Source organism: Mesorhizobium sp. M0296, from assembly GCF_040321675.1.
Taxonomy (GTDB): Bacteria; Pseudomonadota; Alphaproteobacteria; order Rhizobiales; family Rhizobiaceae; genus Mesorhizobium.
The window spans coordinates 70782-87769 of record NZ_JAMYRZ010000028.1; the positions used below are offsets into that span (position 1 = coordinate 70782).

Genomic DNA, 16988 nt, shown 5'->3' on the forward strand with positions numbered 1-16988 from the left:
ACATTGGTGCGCTGGCATCATCGGCTATCAACAATTCGGTGGAGGCTGACATGGCCAGGATGCGCGCAGTCGACGCAGCGGTTCTCGTTCTCGAAAAGGAAGGCATCTCCTGTGCCTTCGGCGTGCCGGGTGCTGCGATCAACCCGCTCTATTCGGCGCTGAAGGCGAGGGGCAGTATCCGCCACATCCTTGCGCGGCACGTCGAGGCGGCTTCGCATATGGCCGAAGGGTTTACCCGCGCCAGATCGGGCAATATCGGTCTGTGCATCGGCACCTCCGGTCCCGCCGGCACCGACATGATCACCGGCCTCTATTCGGCCGCTGCCGATTCAATTCCCATCCTCTGCATCACCGGACAGGCGCCGCGCGCGCGTCTCAACAAGGAGGATTTTCAGGCCGTCGACATTGCGGCGATCGCCGCACCCGTCGCCAAATGGGCGGTCACCGTCATGGAACCCTATCTGGTGCCGATGGCGCTGCAGAAAGCGTTCCATCTGATGCGCTCGTCGCGGCCGGGGCCGGTACTGATCGATTTGCCTGTCGATGTGCAACTGACCGAGATCGAGTTCGACATCGAAGCCTACGAGCCGCTGGTGCCGTTCAAGCCGGCAATGTCGCGCGCCCAGGCCGAGAAGGCGTTGACGATGCTGAATGCGGCGGAAAAGCCTGTCATCGTCGCCGGCGGCGGCATCATCAACGCCGATGCGTCCGATCTGCTGATCGAGTTCGCCGAGGTCGCCGGCGTGCCTGTCATTCCGACGCTGATGGGCTGGGGCGCGATCCCCGACGACCACCGCCTGATGGCCGGCATGTGCGGGCTGCAGACCTCGCACCGCTATGGCAATGCCACGATGCTCGAAGCCGACTTCGTTTTCGGCATCGGCAACCGCTGGGCCAACCGCCACACCGGTTCGGTCGACGTCTATACCAAGGGCAAGAAATTCATCCACGTTGACATCGAGCCGACGCAGATCGGCCGCGTCTTCGCGCCGGACCTCGGCGTCGTCTCGGACGCCGGTGCGGCGCTGAAAATGCTGCTCGACGTCGCCACCGAATGGAGGACGGCCGGGAAATTGCGCGACTGGTCGGGCTGGGCCGGCGAATGCCGGCAGCGCAAGAAGACGATGAAACGCAAGACGCATTTCGACCAGGTGCCGCTGAAGCCGCAGCGCGTCTACGAGGAGATGAACAAGGCGTTCGGCCGCGACACCACCTATGTCACCACGATCGGCCTGTCCCAGATCGCCGGGGCGCAATTCCTGCACGTCTACAAGCCACGCAACTGGATCAATTGCGGCCAGGCCGGCCCGCTCGGCTGGACATTGCCGGCAGCCCTCGGTGTTCGCGCCGCCGATCCGGACCGCACAATTGTGGCATTGTCCGGCGACTATGATTTCCAGTTCATGATCGAGGAACTGGCGGCCGGCGCACAGCACAAATTGCCCTACATCCATGTCGTCGTGAACAACGCCTATCTCGGGCTGATTCGCCAGGCGCAGCGCGGCTTTTCGATGGATTTCGAAGTCAGCCTGGCCTTCGAGAACGTCAATCGACAGGGCGATCCAGAGGCGGGCTACGGCGTCGACCACGTCGCCGTTGCCGAGGCGATGGGCTGCAAGGCCGTCAGGGTGCGCCGGCCGGAGGAATTCGCCGGTGCCTTCGAAGAGGCAAAGCGCCTGATGGACGAGCATCAGGTTCCGGTGGTGCTCGAATTCATCCTCGAGCGCGTCACCAACGTTTCGATGGGTACCGAAATCGACAAGATCACCGAATTCGAGGAGCTTGCCGAACGCCATGAAGATGCCCCCACGGCGATCGTCATGCTCGATTAAGCCGCATATGAGGAACTACTGCCATGCCACGGTTCTCAGCCAATCTTTCGATGCTCTTTGGCGAGCATGACTTCCTCGACCGCTTCGATGCCGCCGCCCGCGCGGGCTTCAAGGGCGTCGAGTATATCGGCCCCTATGACCATGCGCCGGATATCGTCGCGACTAGGTTGAAGAAGAACGGGCTGACGCAGGTCCTGTTCAACCTGCCTGCCGGCGACTGGGCCAAGGGCGAGCGCGGAATCGCGGTCCTGCCGGACCGCATCCCGGAGTTCCGGCAGGGCATTGCCAAGGTCGTCACCTATGCCCATGCGCTCGGCTGCGAGCAGGTCAACTGCCTCGCCGGCATCGCGCCGCAAGGCGTCGATCGCTCCGTGCTGGAAGACGTCTTCGCCGAAAATCTGGCTTTCGCGGCCGAAAAGCTGGAGCAGGCCGGCATCAGGCTGCTGATCGAGCCGATCAACACCCGGGACATTCCGGGTTTTTTCCTGAATCACTCGGACCAGGCTCTGGCCCTGATCGACCGCGTCGGCTCGAAGAACCTGTTCCTGCAATACGATATCTATCACATGCAGATCATGGAGGGGGATCTCGCCCGTACCATCGAGGCAAACCTCAACCGCATCGCGCATATCCAGCTTGCGGATAATCCCGGCCGTCATGAGCCGGGGACGGGCGAGATCAATTTTCCCTTCCTGTACAACCACATCGACCGCATCGGCTATTCCGGCTGGGTCGGTGCGGAGTACAAGCCCAAGGGCGGAACGGAAACCGGGCTCGGGTGGTTTCGGGACGCGGCCGGGCAGGGGAGTGCGGCGGCATAGACGCTACGTGTCGCACGTCACGTTCCTTCGCGCCCCCTCTGGCCTGCCCTCTTTGCCAAAACTTGGCATCTCCCCCACAAGGAGGGAGATTGGATGTCACCGCCGCTTTCGCCAATTTTCGAGGTCGGGAAAGTTTAAGGGCCGGCGCGGCAACTGCCGATCTCCCCACTCGTGGGGGAGATGCCAAGTTTTGGCAAAGAGGGCAGGCCAGAGGGGGGCCCGCAGGAAAGCCCCCTTAACAAGAAACGGAGAAAAACATGGACACAATCGGCTTCATCGGTCTCGGCATCATGGGCGCGCCGATGGCGGGGCATCTGCTAGACGCCGATTATCAGGTCGTCGCCAGCGACCACCGCTCGAAACCGCCGGCCGACCTCGTCGCCAAGGGCCTGAAGGTCGTCACCGGCCATGATGCCGTCGCGCGTGCCGCCGACATCGTCATCACCATGGTTCCGGATACGCCGCAGGTCGCCGACGTGCTGTTCGCTGAGAATGGCGTCGCGTCCGGCCTCACTAAAGGCAAGCTGGTCATCGACATGAGCTCGATCTCGCCGATCGAGACCAGGGCCTTCGCAAAAAAGATCAACGATCTCGGCTGCGACTATCTCGATGCGCCGGTGTCGGGCGGCGAGGTCGGCGCCAAAGCGGCGTCGCTGACCATCATGGTCGGCGGCGAGGAAACAGCCTTCGAACGCGCCAGGCCCATCTTCGAGAAGCTTGGCAAGAACATCACTTTGGTCGGACCCAACGGCGTCGGCCAGATCACCAAGGTCGCCAATCAGATCGTCGTCGCGCTGACCATCGAGGCCGTCGCCGAAGCGCTGGTTTTTGCATCGAAAGCCGGCGCCGACCCGGCCAAGGTCAGGCAGGCGCTGCTGGGCGGGCTCGCAAACTCGCGCATCCTGGAAGTGCATGGCGAGCGCATGATCAAGCGCAGCTTCGCGCCCGGCTTCCGCATCGAACTCCACCAGAAGGACCTGAATCTCGCCCTTGAAGGCGCGAAAGCGCTCGGCGTCGCCCTGCCCAACACTTCAACGACGCAGCAATTGTTCAACTCCTGCGCGGCCAACGGCGGTGCTAAGGAAGATCATTCGGCGCTGGTTCGGGCGCTGGAGCGGATGGCGGGATGTGAAGTGGGTGAATAGTGGATAGTGAATGGTGAATAGGTAGTCAGTTGCAGATAGGTGAGTAGTTGGTAGTGAATTGGTCACGACTTACGGACAGTCTCACCATTCACCATTCACCATTCACCATTCACCATTCACCCTTTCAAAAATTTCCCCGCCGCATAAAGCGCCACCGCGGCGGCATTCGACACGTTGAGCGAGCGGATGGCGCCCGGCATGTCGAGGCGGGCGAGCGTCGTCACCGTTTCGCGCGTTTTCTGGCGCAGGCCTTTGCCCTCGGCGCCAAGTACCAACGCGATCTTTTCTCCGGCAAAGCTCGTTTCGAGCTCCGCCGGCCCGTCCGAATCCAGGCCGATCGTCTGGAATCCGGCCTCGTGCAGCTGCCCCAGCGCGTCGGCGAGGTTCTTCACCTCGATCTGATCAATATGCTCGAGCGCGCCGGAGGCCGACTTCGCCAGCACGCCGGATTCCTGCGGGCTGTGGCGCGCCGTGGTGATCAGTGCGCCGGCGCCGAAGGCCACTGCCGAGCGCAGGATCGCGCCGACGTTGTGCGGATCGGTGATCTGGTCGAGCACCAGCACCAGCCTGGTGTCGCCGAGCGCATCGAGGCGTTTCGGTTTCAGCGGCTCGGCCTCGATCAGCACGCCCTGGTGCACGGCATCCGAGCCGGTGATCTTGTCGATGTCCCTGGGTTCGACCAACTCCGCCTTGAAGGGCAAAGCGCCAAGGTCGGCGATTGCCAGCCGCTCGGCAGCGTTGCGCGTCACCAGCATCTTCCTGATTTTGCGGCGCGGATTGTCGAGTGCGGCCCGCACCGTGTGCAGCCCGTAGAGCCGCACCAGCCCATCCGCCGGGTTCTCGCCGGGCGGCACCGGCTGGCGCGGCCTGAATGCAGGCGCGCCACCGCTCTTCTCGTCGCGATGCGCGCGGCGCAGCTTGGCGTAGTGGGTGTCTTTAGGGGTCTTGGATTTGTTGTCGTTGCTCATGGCCGGCTTCTATAGCCGTGTCGTCCGGCCATGGATACAGCTGCATAAGCTGCTTGTCGGGCGAGGTGCGAAATTCAGCGCTTTTTGCCGGACTGTTGCGGTTGACAGTTTTGGGCGCTGCCGCCATAAGGCGCTTCGCGGAAGGGCTGCTCAGGCAGCCGCGACGCGTCGATGCCTCGTTGCATGGCTCCGGCGGCAGACTGGAGAGGTGCCCGAGTGGTTAAAGGGGACGGACTGTAAATCCGTTGGCTATGCCTACGTTGGTTCAAATCCAACCCTCTCCACCACTGCCGGCCCGGAAGCCCTGAAACGCAGAGCGAGCGTCGGAGCGGATCCGATGCTTGACTGAAAGGCGCGGGTATAGCTCAGTGGTAGAGCAGCAGCCTTCCAAGCTGAATATGCGGGTTCGATTCCCGCTACCCGCTCCAGATTTCCCCCAAGCCGCGGCGCACCTCGCGCACGATGCCGAAGCAGGCAGCCCCAAGCGAAGCGCTTTGCCGATAGTTCAAAGTATTCGTTGCGCGTCCGGACGGACGCGCATCTTAATCTGTATTATCGTTGTCCCGAACCGCAGGCGGTGTGGGGCGACAGGCGTCAGCTCGCGAATTTGCTGAATATGGACGCGAGTTGGTTCTGCTGCGGCACTTGCCCGTTCGGCGTCAGCTGGTCGACAAGCCCTGGCAAGGCCGCCGACAGTTGCTTGAGCAGGTCCTGTTGGTTCAGACCCGTCCTTTGCGCGATCTCCTGAATGATCTGCGGGCCGAGGGCACTGCCCAGATCGCTGGGGTTGATCGGCTGGTTCTGACCGGTGCCGACCCACGAATTGGCAACGTTGCCGTGGCCGGCGTCCTTCAGTTTGTCGAGCAGTCCGCCCAGACCGCCGAGCAGTCCGCCGTCGGCGGATGCGGTTGTATCAGGCGGGACGGGGGCAGGGCTCTGCGCCGCCTCCGGCTGGGCGGAACTTCCACCGCTCAGCATTTTTCCCACCAAAAGTGCGCCGAGCGCGATCATCAGCGGCTTGGCGACGTTGCCGCCGGGAACGGCATTGTCAAACAGTCCCATTGTGGATCTCCATGTCAAATTGCCCGTCCGTCTCCAACAATGACGCATCCATGGCGAATTTCAAGCCGGTTTGAGCTTTCCGTAATCATGATTTTCAAGTTGGCTTGAGCTTTGCTTAATAATGTGGAAGTAATCGGGTGCGGGGAACGGAGAGGAAAAATGTCAATATTAAGCTGGATTATTCTCGGCGTCATCGCCGGCTTCATAGGCAGCAAGATCGTCAATAAAAGCGGGCAAGGCCTGGTGCTCGACATCGTGCTCGGGATTGTCGGCGCCATCGTCGGCGGCTCATCTTCAGCGCCTTTGGCGCGTCGGGCGTTACCGGGCTCAACATCTATAGCCTGATCGTAGCCGTGGTCGGTGCCGTGGTTGTCCTGTGGGCCTATCATCAGTTCAGCGGCAAGAGGGCACTCTAGAAGCCGTCCGGCAGTTGCGTCGGCATTCGGGTGAATGCCGACCGCCTATCTGATCCTTTTGAGGATTTCGCGGATCAGCGTGTTGAGGCCGGCTTCCAGCCCTTTCACCATGATCGGCCATAATTCCTCGAGCAGTCGCTGCCATGGGGGCTCCCGCCCGTTCCTCACCGGCAGATTTGGCATCGCGCCCATTGCCACCGTCACGTCGCCGCGCAGCCGCTCGCCACAGGCGCTTGCGCCGCTGATCGTCGGATCGAAGGGCAGCCGGGTGAAATCCCATTTTCCGCGCTGCTCGATGCCGAGATTGCTCTCGACTTCGGCATGCGACAGCACCGTTTTGGGCGTGACCTTGATGCGGTAGTATTTGCAGAGTTCGGCGACGACGGCGGCCATCGCGCCCCACTGCGCCCTGGTCATCGGATAGCGGCCGGCATCGAACGGCCTTTCCTCCGCCCCGGCCATGCAGCAGAGCGAAACCCCGATCGAGCCGCCGTTGCAGTTGAGCGTGTGCGCGGCATATCCCGGTTTTACCCGGCCTGAATTGAGCGCGATCGAAGGCCGGCCCCTGACCAGGCGGCCATTCCCCTCGACCAGTATGTGATACGCATCCCTGTCGGTATCGCCGGCCGAATGCGAGCCGGCCGTCCAGTGGCAAATGACGCGCCTCATCGCAACATTGGGCAACCAGTCGGGCGGCAATGCCACAGAAATCCCCGCGACATAAGTTCAGTGACGGAGCACAGTATAGTTTCCTTGGCGGCGGACGCGAAAACGAAACGATAATTTGGTTGAGCGTTTTCTAACGGTCAGCTATTCGCCGGCATCTCCGGCGACCGCGTGTTCTCTGTATTGCGGCAGATCGTCGGTGATCGTGAACCACTTCGCCTTGGAGCCGACGAAGATGTGCTGCGTCGGGCGGATGGTCGGCTCGTCGACCAGGGTTCCCATAGCGACATGCACGAAGGCACCGTCGCGGACCACCGAATAGAGCAACGAGCCGCAGGTCTTGCAGTGCGCGTCATGGCCGGTTTCATCGCCGAAGATCGTGAGATTGTCCTCGCCCTTGGTCAGGCTCAGCCTGTCGCGCTCGATGCCGGCGAATGGCTTGAACGCCGAGCCGGTGGTGCGCCGGCAGTTCGAGCAGTGGCAGTTCGCGGCGTAGACGAACGCGTCCGCCACCGTGTACTGAACGGCGCCGCACAGGCACTTTCCGATAAGCCTGCGGTTGCGTGAATTCTGGTTGTCATCCGGGCTTGCCACGCGCTCCTCCCATTATGCAGGCCGATTTCAGTTTCAAGCGACGACGGTCAACCGGCGCTTGCGCTCGTCGAGCGAGACGATGGTCAACCCGCTGGCCACCACCAGCAGGATGCCGCAGACGGCCAGCGCATTCGGGAGCTGCCGGAATACCACCAGGCCTGAAATCACCGCCCAGACGGTAAAGCAATAGTAGAACGGCGCTACCACGCTGGTCGGCCCGACGCGATAGGCCATGAAGATGAAGAAGTGGCCGAAGATCAGGAACAGTCCGGCGCCGCCCATCAGCAGCAGGTGACGGATTTCAGGCACCACCCACTGCTCGGAAACCAGATGCGCAACGCCGGCGCCCGCGAGCACGACAATCACCGCGGAAATAGCTACGACCATTCCCGGCACGTCGGCGGCGACCTTGCGTCCGGCCAGATCGCGCGCCGCGGACAGGGCGGCATTGCCTAGCGCCAGCAGGGCGTAGACCGAAATCCCCTGCATTGTCGGTTGTGCCACCATCACCGCGCCGACAAAGCCGAGCCCGATCAGCGCCAGGCGTACCCCGCCGATCCGTTCGCCAAACAGCATCGATGAGCCGACCAGCATCAGCAAGGGCGTGATCTGTCCGAGCGCGGTCGAATCGGCGATCTGCATGTTGGCGAGCGCCACCACGTAGCAAAGGATCGCACCCAGTTCGAGCATGTTCCTGCGCAAAACCTTGGCGTCGAGGATCAGCGGGATCTGCTTGCCATAGCCCAGCATGAACAGCAGCGGAATGCCCCACAATGTTGCCGCAGCGCCGCGCAGGAACAGCACCTCATAGGGCGGCAGTCCCGCGGTTGCTAGCTTCATCATCGTGTCGTTGACGATGTAGGACCCGGTCGAAACGACCATGAACAGCGGGCCTCGTATGGCAGTCGGGATGAAATGCATCGGCCCACGAAATCAGACCGGCGCCAGGGCGGCAATGGGCCAGATCCGGCTGTAAATCCGTCAAAGCCGTCAGCCGCAGCCGCAATCATTCCATTTGCCCTTGTTCGTTCCTATATCCGCGCCACATTCTCCGAAACCGGATCACGCGTTCGGGCCGGGCGAGCGCGCTCGGCGACAAGGCACTTGTGTTTTTCGGCCTTAGTCGCTAATCGCCCCGCATTCGACTGAACTGAAGGTCCAGGCCGTCCCCAGGCCGTCCAAGGAAAGAGACTATGGCAAAAGGTAAATTCGAGCGCACTAAGCCTCATGTGAACATTGGCACGATCGGTCACGTCGACCATGGCAAGACGTCGCTGACGGCGGCGATCACCAAGTATTTTGGCGAATACAAGCGCTACGACCAGATCGATGCGGCGCCGGAAGAGAAGGCGCGCGGCATCACCATTTCGACGGCGCACGTCGAATACGAGACCGCCAACCGCCACTATGCCCATGTCGACTGCCCCGGCCACGCCGACTATGTGAAGAACATGATCACCGGTGCTGCGCAGATGGACGGTGCGATCCTGGTGGTGTCGGCCGCCGACGGCCCGATGCCGCAGACGCGCGAGCACATCCTGCTCGCCCGCCAGGTCGGCGTGCCCTCGATCGTGGTGTTCTTGAACAAGGTCGACCAGGTCGACGACGCCGAGCTGCTCGAGCTGGTCGAGCTCGAGGTGCGTGAGCTTTTGACCAAGAACGAGTTCCCCGGCGACGACATTCCGATCGTCAAGGGTTCGGCGCTTGCCGCACTTGAAGATAGCGACAAGAAGATCGGCGAGGACGCCATCCGCGAACTGATGGCTGCGGTCGATGCCTACATCCCGACGCCGGTGCGTCCGCTCGACAAGCCGTTCCTGATGCCGATCGAGGACGTGTTCTCGATCTCGGGCCGCGGCACGGTTGTGACCGGCCGCGTCGAGCGCGGCGTCGTCAAGGTCGGCGAGGAGCTGGAGATCGTCGGCATCCGTCCGACCACCAAGACGACCTGCACGGGCGTCGAGATGTTCCGCAAGCTGCTCGACCAGGGCCAGGCCGGCGACAACATCGGCGCGCTGTTGCGCGGTGTCGACCGTGAAGGCGTCGAGCGCGGCCAGGTCCTGGCCAAGCCCGGCACCGTCAAGCCGCACAAGAAATTCGTTGCCGAAGCCTACATCCTGACCAAGGACGAGGGCGGCCGCCACACGCCGTTCTTCACCAACTACCGTCCGCAGTTCTATTTCCGCACGACGGACGTGACCGGCATCGTGTCGCTGCCGGAAGGCACCGAGATGGTGATGCCGGGCGACAACATCACCGTCGATGTCGAGCTGATCGTGCCGATCGCCATGGAAGAGAAGCTGCGCTTCGCCATCCGTGAAGGCGGCCGCACCGTCGGTGCCGGCATCGTCGTCACCATCAAAGAGTAGTCGCCGGCGCTGCCGGTTGAGATCGGATGCAAAGGGGCGGTCTTCGGGCCGCCCTTTTGATTCTGATATTCTGGCAATGGATTAACCGCATTGCTTCAAATCCTGTTGCAAGCGCCTCTGCCATAACTAGTATAGGTTGCATCGAGGGGGGCTGCCCGAATGGTTCCATGGCGCCGTTTGCATAGTCAGGCATGGTGGTCGCTAGGGCTGATCTGCCTGGTGTCGTTGCTTGCCATGGGCCACGCTGCCTTCGCAGCGGATGCAAAGAAATCCACGCCGGAAAAATCCGCGCCGGATTTCGGCCCGACGATGCGGTTCGTCGTCGTGCGCAGCAGCGCGCCGGGCTGCGAGCCGACCTGTCCGGAATGGATATCGGCGGAAGGCTCGATAGAAGCCGGCACGCCGGCCCTGTTCAAACGCGCGCTGAAAGCGCTTGGCGGCCGAAAGCTGCCGATCGTCGTCGATTCCCCCGGCGGCAATGTCGAAGCGGCGCTGACACTTGGTCGCCTGATCCGCAAGAACAAGCTCGATATCGCCGTCGGCAAAACCCGCTTCGTCGGCTGTCTGCCAGATGTGAAGAACTGCAAGGAAAACGACGGCAAGAGCGCCCGTTATTTTGGCAATGCTTATGCCGATGGCGCCATCTGCAATTCCGCCTGTCCGTTGATGTTTTCCGGCGGCATCCGGCGCGTGGTCGGGGAGTGGGCCTTTCTCGGCGTCCATCAGATCACCACGACCTATATCCGGACGAAATTGCTGTACCGCACCACCTACCGCATGGTGAAGGGCAAGAAGAAGATTCTCAGCACCAAGGTCGTCAGCCGGAAGAACGCCGGCAGCTACAAGACCTATGAGATGAACAAGCCGCTGGAGCGGAAGCTGGCGGCCTATCTGAAGGAGATGGGCGTCGGCCTGGGTGTGCTCGAGACCATGAAAAGCACACCGGCCAGCGGTATCCAGCAATTGACTCCCTACGACATGCTGCAAATGAATCTCGTCACCAGCCGGGATGCCGTCGACCTGCTGACCGCGCCAATCCTATGCACGTCCGATCCGTTGCCGGCGAGTTGCAGGGAGGTGCCGGCGCCGGCGAATATCACGAAGCCGGCCGGCGAAGTGGTGGCGAAAGCCGAGCCTGCACCCGCAGGGCTCGAAACCCCGCGGCCGAAGGAGGTCGCAGACATGCGCTTCGTCCTGGTCCGCGGCAGCAACCCGCTGTGCAATCCAAACTGCCCGGAATGGATCTCGGCCGAAGGCGCGATTGCGCCTCAGACCCCGCAGAAGCTGCGCCAGTTGCTCGCCATGCTTGGCAACCGACGGCTGCCGGTGGTGGTCAGCTCACAAGGAGGCGACCTGTTCAGTGCTCTGGCGGTGGGGCGACTTATCCACGAAAAGAAGCTCGACATCGCCGTCGCCCGCACCGATTTTGTTGGCTGCGACCCGGGAGAGTGGAGTTGCTTGGCTAAAGAGGGCGCCTATGCCGGCCTGACCGTCGATTCGGGAGCGGTATGCGATTCGGCGTGCGCGCTCATGCTTGCCGGCGGCGTCAGACGGTTTGTCGGTCCGCAAGCGCGGCTCGGCATGTACCTGATGGGACAGCAGCAGATAATTAAGCCCTATCTCGAGGACATGGCGATTGGTCCCGGTCTATTCGCCGCGCTCGAGCAGCGCTCGGTCGAGCGCCAGCTCGAACCCGACCTAATGCTGAAGGTTGGACTGACGACGGGGCCGCAATCGGTGGACGCGCTGACGGGCGCCACCATCTGCAAGCCGTCGCCGAAGCCCGACAACTGCCGCGTTCTGCCGTCCGCCAGCGCCGAGGCAGAGACGCCGGCGAAGCTTTAGCGCAACCTTGCACTGCCCATCGAGGCAGGTTGAGCGGCGCTCGGTGTTTCCGCTATCGTCCAGCGCGGTTGAAGTCCAGCATGGGAGGGATCGCGAATGAGCCAGGATGTCCCGACATTGTTCGAATGGGCCGGCGGCTCCGAAGCGCTGAACCGCCTGACCCAAACCTTCTACGACAACGTCTCTCGGGACCCCATCGTCGGGCCGGTGTTCAAGCACATGTCGCCGGATCATCCCGCTCACGTCGCGGCCTTCATCGGCGAAGTTTTCGGTGGACCCAAAACGTACAGCGAAAAGCATGGCGGCCATCGCGAGATGGTGATGCATCATCTCGGCAAGCATCTGACCGAGGAGCAGCGCCGGCGCTGGATCAACCTTCTCGCCGACGCCGCCGACGAGGTCGGCCTGCCTGACGATCCCGAATTCCGCTCGGCTTTCATGGCCTATGTCGAATGGGGATCGCGGCTGGCCAAGATGAACTCCAACAAGGGCCCGACCTGCGACCCCGAGACGGAACCAATGCCGGCCTGGGGCTGGGGGGTGCCGGGTGGCCCCTACAAGCCGCCTTCGGGAACCTGACCGCGCGCGAATCGGTCGAAAGCCTGCCGGCCAGGAAAACGGGTGGCTATGGAGGTCTCGGTCCTCCAGGCTAACGGTCTAAAGTCGCCGTCGAATGGCGGGGCCACATTGAAAACCGGAGGCTTTGCGATGAGATCGGAAGGCAAGAAAAATTCAGACGGCGTCTTTGACAGCAACCGCGGAATCCGAAATCCGTTTGGCTTCATGGACGTCCCCACTCCCGACGACGAGGAGGTGTCGGCGTTCGCCGCCGGCGTGAAACTGGAGGGAACTCCAAGCGATGAAAATGCCGAGGCCTGGGGCACCGAAAGCGACCGCGACCGCAACGACACCATCGAAGGCAGCTGGTCCAGCCGATGGAACGGCGGTGCTGATCCCACGATCCCGGGCGATACCAAGGATAAATGGAAGTCCGGCCGGGGCGAGGTGAAGACGGCGGGAGAGAGAGTTTACCTGCTGTTCGATTGGCATAATGGCGTGCGCAAGGGGCTCATCGATGCCCGGCGCCAGGGTGCGAAAGGGCTGGTGGGAAAATACATCAATCTGACCGACCCGGAAATCGTGCGTCCCTGGGTCGGCTTGATCGTCAGCAATCAACGGATCGACGGGAAATGGCCGGGAGGACGCCTGGACTTTCGAAGATGAAGGCCGGGTAGCGCACGTCGCTCTTTACAGAGCGCGCGGAAGCTTTTAGGAAGCGCCTGCTGCGCCGACATGCGCATACGGGCATAGCTCAGTTGGTAGAGCGGCGGTCTCCAAAACCGCAGGTCGTAGGTTCGAGCCCTGCTGCCCGTGCCATTCTTTGAATGGATACCTAAAAACGATTCTTTTGCAGTGCGGCCTTTGAAAATCGGCTTGTGACTTGCCATATGGCACAAGTTGCGGCATAAGGGCCGCATAGCCGGGACGGGACGACTGGATGGTTCCGAGGCGGCGTTTGGCCATAAAGCGGACACTTGCCACTTGCGTGGATCAAGAATCGGTTTTATGTAGACGAGACAGACACGCGACGCGTGGAGCTGGGAAGCCGGCTTTACGCGTCTGATTTGCATGGGCGAAATGATTGCGCTGATTCGGCGCGAACGCACGCTCAAGCGGCACGTCCCGGCCAGCGGGATCATCCAGGAGGCCCGGCCAACGGGTCTTGCAGACAGAGCGGCATATGGCTTCGAAAACCACAAATCCCTTCACCTTTCTCCAGCAGGTTCGCGCGGAGACCGCCAAGGTCACTTGGCCGTCGCGGCGCGAAACGATGATCTCGACGGTGATGGTCCTTGTGTTCGCGGTCATCGCGATGATCTTTTTCTTTACCGCAGACGTGGCCATGGGCTTTGCGGTCGAAAAAATCCTCGGCCTCGGACAGTAAGTCCGGCGATTACGGAGAAGTCTTGAAATGACCGCGCGGTGGTACATCGTCCACGCCTACTCGAACTTTGAAAAGAAGGTCGCCGAGGACATTGAGAACAAGGCCAAGCAGAAGGGCCTGTCCGCCGACATCGAGCAGATCGTGGTGCCGACCGAGAAGGTCGTCGAGATCCGCCGCGGCCGCAAGGTCGATGCCGAGCGCAAGTTCTTTCCGGGCTATGTGCTGCTGAAGGCCAATCTGACGGACGCCGTGTTCTCGCTCGTCAAGAACACGCCGAAGGTTACCGGGTTCCTGGGCGACTCCAAGCCGGTGCCGATCACTGAAGCCGAGGCCCAGCGTATCCTGAACCAGGTTCAGGAGGGCGTCGAGCGGCCGAAGCCGTCGGTGACGTTCGAGATCGGCGAAGCGATCCGCGTTTCGGATGGACCATTCGCGTCCTTCAACGGTTTCGTCCAGGAAGTGGACGAGGAGCGGGCGCGGCTCAAGGTGGAAGTTTCGATCTTCGGGCGCGCCGTGCCGGTCGATCTGGAATTCGGACAGGTCGAGAAGGGCTGATCCGAAATCCCTGCACCGGTTTCGGCGGCAGGGAAGGCGGCGCGGAGATCGCGCGGCCAAAAACGGGTGGGAGGCGAATGCGGCTCTAGCCGGCCGCGCGGACCGCACCACCAGACTGCAACCGCCGGCAAGACCGGCATGAGAAAAGGCAGGAAGAGAGATGGCTAAGAAAATTGCAGGCCAGCTCAAGCTCCAGGTTTCCGCGGGATCGGCCACGCCGTCGCCCCCGATCGGCCCGGCGCTTGGTCAGCGTGGCATCAACATCATGGAGTTCTGCAAGGCGTTCAACGCGCAGACCCAGGAAATGGAAAAGGGCTCGCCGGTTCCGGTCGTCATCACCTACTACCAGGACAAGTCGTTCACCTTCGTCATGAAGACGCCGCCGGTGAGCTACTTCCTGAAGAAGGCTGCCAACCTGAAGTCGGGCTCGAAGGAGCCGGGCAAGGTCAAGGCCGGCACGATCGGCCGCGACAAGGTGCGCGCCATCGCCGAGCAGAAGATGAAGGATCTGAACGCAAACGACGTCGAGGCGGCCATGCGCATGGTCGAGGGCTCCGCCCGCTCGATGGGTCTGGAAGTGGTGGGCTGAGATCATGGCAAAGATTGCAAAGCGTGTATCGAAGACCCGCGAAGGCATCGATCCCAACAAGGCTTACGCTTTGGGTGAGGCGCTGAAGCTGCTCAAGGATCGCTCCTCGGTGAAGTTCGACGAGACGATCGAAGTCGCGATGAACCTCGGCGTCGACCCGCGCCATGCCGACCAGATGGTCCGCGGCGTGGTCAACCTGCCGAACGGCACCGGCCGCAGCGTTCGCGTCGCCGTCTTCGCGCGTGGCGACAAGGCCGAGGAGGCCAAGGCCGCCGGCGCCGACATCGTCGGAGCCGAGGATCTGGTCGACATCGTCCAGAAGGGCACGATCGACTTCGACCGCTGCATCGCCACGCCGGACATGATGCCGCTGGTCGGCCGTCTCGGCAAGGTGCTCGGTCCGCGCGGCATGATGCCGAACCCGAAGGTCGGCACGGTCACCACCGACGTTACCGCCGCCGTCAAGGCATCGAAGGGCGGCGCCGTCGAGTTCCGCGTCGAGAAGGCCGGCATCGTTCACGCCGGCGTCGGCAAGGTCTCGTTCGACGTCAAGGCGCTGGAAGAAAACGTCCGCGCCTTCGCTGACGCGGTGACCAGGGCAAAGCCGGCTGGTGCCAAGGGCAACTACGTCAAGAAGGTGTCGGTCACCTCGACCATGGGCCCGGGCCTCAAGCTCGACGTCTCGACGCTCGCAGCGTCCTGATACGAACAATTGGATCGGCCGCTAAAACGCTGATCCGTGAAAGAATTCCGGGCCTCCGACCTGTCGGCGGCCCGGTACCGGAAGTCGAAAGGCTTCCGGACATCCTGTCCGAGATTGCAGGCGGCCCCCAAGCCTTAGGTGATGTGGGCCTTAATTCATGTGGGCCTGCATGAGACGGGTGAAGACCGGACAAAGGAGCCAGAAGCTCCAATGAAAGGTTCGAACCGTGTTTGCCTTTTGTCTGCGCACCGTCCGGCTTGCCGGCAGGTGTGGCGAAAGGGGGCAGGATCCTCGAGCGTCGTTCGGGAGATCCGTTACTGGATGGCCCGGCCGGCAAAAGGCAACCCGACGCCTGTCCTTCGTAGAGGGCAGGGGTCAACTGGAGATAGGCAGTGGACAGAGCGGAAAAACGCGAACTCGTCACGGGCCTGAATGGTGCGTTTTCAAGCGCTGGTTCAGTCGTCGTGGCCCACTACGCCGGTATCACCGTCGCGCAAATGAACGACCTTCGGTCGAAAATGCGCGCCGCCGGTGGCACCGTCAAAGTCGCGAAGAACCGTCTCGCCAAAATCGCTCTTCAGGGCACGGACTCCGCATCGATCATCGAGCTGTTCAAGGGACAGACGCTGATCGCCTATTCGGAGGATCCGATTGCGGCGCCGAAGGTCGCGTCCGATTTCGCCAAGGGAAATGACAAGCTCGTCATTCTCGGCGGCGCAATGGGCACCACCTCGCTCAATGCCGACGGTGTGAAGGCACTCGCCACACTTCCGTCGCTCGATGAGCTGCGCGCCAGGCTGGTTGGCATGATCGCCACGCCGGCAACCCGGATCGCCCAGATCGTCAATGCGCCTGCGGCTTCGGTCGCGCGCGTCATCGGCGCTTACGCCCGGAAGGACGAGGCGGCATGAGGCCGTTCCTCGCTATCACAAACACACGTTCGAACCTTATGAAGGAACATTGCAATGGCTGATCTGGCAAAGATCGTAGACGACCTTTCGAAGCTGACCGTCCTCGAGGCGGCCGAGCTGTCGAAGCTTCTTGAAGAAAAGTGGGGCGTTTCCGCCGCTGCTCCGGTGGCGGTTGCCGCTGCCGGCGGCGCTGCGGCCGCTGCTGCTCCGGTCGAGGAAAAGACGGAATTCGACGTCGTCCTGACCGAGGCAGGCGCTCAGAAGATCAACGTCATCAAGGAAGTTCGCGCCATCACCGGTCTTGGCCTCAAGGAAGCCAAGGACCTGGTCGAGGCGGCTCCGAAGCCGGTCAAGGAAGCCGTTTCCAAGGCCGACGCGGACAAGTTCAAGGCCCAGCTGGAAGCAGCCGGCGCCAAGGTCGAACTGAAGTAAGCGTTGAGTACCGGCGGGCGGGGGGGGGCCGGGCGCCCCGCCAGTTTGGGGGGAGGGGGGGGGGGGGAACCGCAGAGGGGGCAAACAACGTTTAGGTGGGGGGGGGGTTTAAACAAAGGGCGCGGCCCCCGCCAA

General features: G+C 62.3%; 18 protein-coding genes, 3 tRNA genes and 1 pseudogene. 17 read left to right on the top strand and 5 right to left on the bottom strand.

All coding sequences use genetic code 11. From position 1 onward, the window contains the following. Window positions 1–50: 50 nt before the first annotated feature. The 3 genes from gcl to NKI97_RS24145 all read left to right on the top strand — a co-directional run bounded on the left by gcl (window position 51) and on the right by NKI97_RS24145 (window position 3798). Window positions 51–1832: a glyoxylate carboligase gene (gene gcl, locus NKI97_RS24135; RefSeq protein ID WP_352748081.1), complete on the top strand. Its 1782-nt coding sequence runs from the start codon at window positions 51–53 to the stop codon at window positions 1830–1832. 23 nt (window positions 1833–1855) lie between these two features. Continuing rightward, window positions 1856–2653, top strand: a complete 798-nt coding sequence (gene hyi, locus NKI97_RS24140; protein WP_352836975.1) for a hydroxypyruvate isomerase — start codon at window positions 1856–1858, stop codon at window positions 2651–2653. A gap of 257 nt (window positions 2654–2910) precedes the next feature. Beyond that, window positions 2911–3798, top strand: coding sequence for a 2-hydroxy-3-oxopropionate reductase (locus tag NKI97_RS24145; protein WP_352836977.1), 888 nt, complete (start codon window positions 2911–2913; stop codon window positions 3796–3798). Between the two features lie 116 nt (window positions 3799–3914). Here the strand turns inward: NKI97_RS24145 and NKI97_RS24150 are convergent, their stop codons facing one another. Further along, window positions 3915–4766 carry a TrmH family RNA methyltransferase gene (locus tag NKI97_RS24150; RefSeq protein WP_352836980.1) on the bottom strand — a complete coding sequence of 284 codons (852 nt, stop codon included), beginning with the start codon at window positions 4764–4766 and terminating at the stop codon, window positions 3915–3917. A gap of 202 nt (window positions 4767–4968) precedes the next feature. On the opposite strand from NKI97_RS24150, the gene NKI97_RS24155 reads away from it, so the two are divergent. Next, window positions 4969–5053: transfer RNA gene (locus NKI97_RS24155), tRNA-Tyr, on the top strand. Window positions 5054–5120: 67 nt separating this feature from the next. After that, window positions 5121–5194 (top strand) — tRNA-Gly (locus NKI97_RS24160). 166 nt (window positions 5195–5360) lie between these two features. On the opposite strand, the gene NKI97_RS24165 is transcribed toward NKI97_RS24160, so the two are convergent. Next, complete coding sequence (locus NKI97_RS24165) at window positions 5361–5828, bottom strand: YidB family protein (RefSeq protein WP_023680430.1); 468 nt, start codon at window positions 5826–5828, stop codon at window positions 5361–5363. Window positions 5829–5987: 159 nt separating this feature from the next. Here NKI97_RS24165 and NKI97_RS24170 point away from each other — a divergent pair. After that, a pseudogene (locus tag NKI97_RS24170) lies at window positions 5988–6244 on the top strand (GlsB/YeaQ/YmgE family stress response membrane protein). A gap of 45 nt (window positions 6245–6289) precedes the next feature. Here the strand turns inward: NKI97_RS24170 and NKI97_RS24175 are convergent. From NKI97_RS24175 to NKI97_RS24185, 3 genes are all read right to left on the bottom strand, one after another. Then, window positions 6290–6949, bottom strand: a complete 660-nt coding sequence (locus NKI97_RS24175) for a peptidoglycan recognition protein family protein (protein ID WP_352836983.1) — start codon at window positions 6947–6949, stop codon at window positions 6290–6292. A gap of 105 nt (window positions 6950–7054) precedes the next feature. Beyond that, window positions 7055–7504, bottom strand: a complete 450-nt coding sequence (locus NKI97_RS24180) for a GFA family protein (protein ID WP_352836987.1) — start codon at window positions 7502–7504, stop codon at window positions 7055–7057. Window positions 7505–7537: 33 nt separating this feature from the next. Continuing rightward, on the bottom strand, window positions 7538–8425 hold the full coding sequence (locus tag NKI97_RS24185; RefSeq protein ID WP_352748070.1) for a DMT family transporter: 888 nt from the start codon (window positions 8423–8425) through the stop codon (window positions 7538–7540). Between the two features lie 272 nt (window positions 8426–8697). On the opposite strand from NKI97_RS24185, the gene tuf reads away from it, so the two are divergent. From tuf to rplL, 11 genes are all read left to right on the top strand, one after another. After that, the gene (gene tuf / locus NKI97_RS24190; RefSeq protein ID WP_254817137.1) at window positions 8698–9873 is read left to right on the top strand and encodes an elongation factor Tu; all 1176 of its coding nucleotides are present in this window, start codon (window positions 8698–8700) and stop codon (window positions 9871–9873) included. Between the two features lie 159 nt (window positions 9874–10032). Next, on the top strand, window positions 10033–11718 hold the full coding sequence (locus NKI97_RS24195) for a COG3904 family protein (protein WP_352836990.1): 1686 nt from the start codon (window positions 10033–10035) through the stop codon (window positions 11716–11718). Between the two features lie 96 nt (window positions 11719–11814). After that, window positions 11815–12297 (top strand): group II truncated hemoglobin, encoded by a 483-nt coding sequence (locus tag NKI97_RS24200; RefSeq protein WP_352451056.1) that lies wholly within the window; start codon window positions 11815–11817, stop codon window positions 12295–12297. A gap of 129 nt (window positions 12298–12426) precedes the next feature. Next, window positions 12427–12942: a hypothetical protein gene (locus tag NKI97_RS24205; protein WP_352451055.1), complete on the top strand. Its 516-nt coding sequence runs from the start codon at window positions 12427–12429 to the stop codon at window positions 12940–12942. A 77-nt stretch (window positions 12943–13019) separates the two neighbouring features. Further along, window positions 13020–13095, top strand: a tRNA-Trp gene (locus NKI97_RS24210). A 364-nt stretch (window positions 13096–13459) separates the two neighbouring features. Then, window positions 13460–13663 carry a preprotein translocase subunit SecE gene (gene secE / locus NKI97_RS24215; protein WP_023680439.1) on the top strand — a complete coding sequence of 68 codons (204 nt, stop codon included), beginning with the start codon at window positions 13460–13462 and terminating at the stop codon, window positions 13661–13663. A 27-nt stretch (window positions 13664–13690) separates the two neighbouring features. Then, window positions 13691–14218: a transcription termination/antitermination protein NusG gene (gene nusG / locus NKI97_RS24220; protein WP_006333333.1), complete on the top strand. Its 528-nt coding sequence runs from the start codon at window positions 13691–13693 to the stop codon at window positions 14216–14218. A gap of 160 nt (window positions 14219–14378) precedes the next feature. Further along, window positions 14379–14807: a 50S ribosomal protein L11 gene (gene rplK / locus NKI97_RS24225; RefSeq protein WP_023680440.1), complete on the top strand. Its 429-nt coding sequence runs from the start codon at window positions 14379–14381 to the stop codon at window positions 14805–14807. Window positions 14808–14811: 4 nt separating this feature from the next. After that, window positions 14812–15510 carry a 50S ribosomal protein L1 gene (gene rplA, locus NKI97_RS24230; protein ID WP_023680441.1) on the top strand — a complete coding sequence of 233 codons (699 nt, stop codon included), beginning with the start codon at window positions 14812–14814 and terminating at the stop codon, window positions 15508–15510. A 392-nt stretch (window positions 15511–15902) separates the two neighbouring features. Next, the gene (gene rplJ, locus NKI97_RS24235; RefSeq protein ID WP_352451054.1) at window positions 15903–16421 is read left to right on the top strand and encodes a 50S ribosomal protein L10; all 519 of its coding nucleotides are present in this window, start codon (window positions 15903–15905) and stop codon (window positions 16419–16421) included. Window positions 16422–16475: 54 nt separating this feature from the next. After that, the gene (rplL, locus tag NKI97_RS24240) at window positions 16476–16853 is read left to right on the top strand and encodes a 50S ribosomal protein L7/L12 (RefSeq protein WP_023680442.1); all 378 of its coding nucleotides are present in this window, start codon (window positions 16476–16478) and stop codon (window positions 16851–16853) included. Window positions 16854–16988 lie beyond the last annotated feature (135 nt).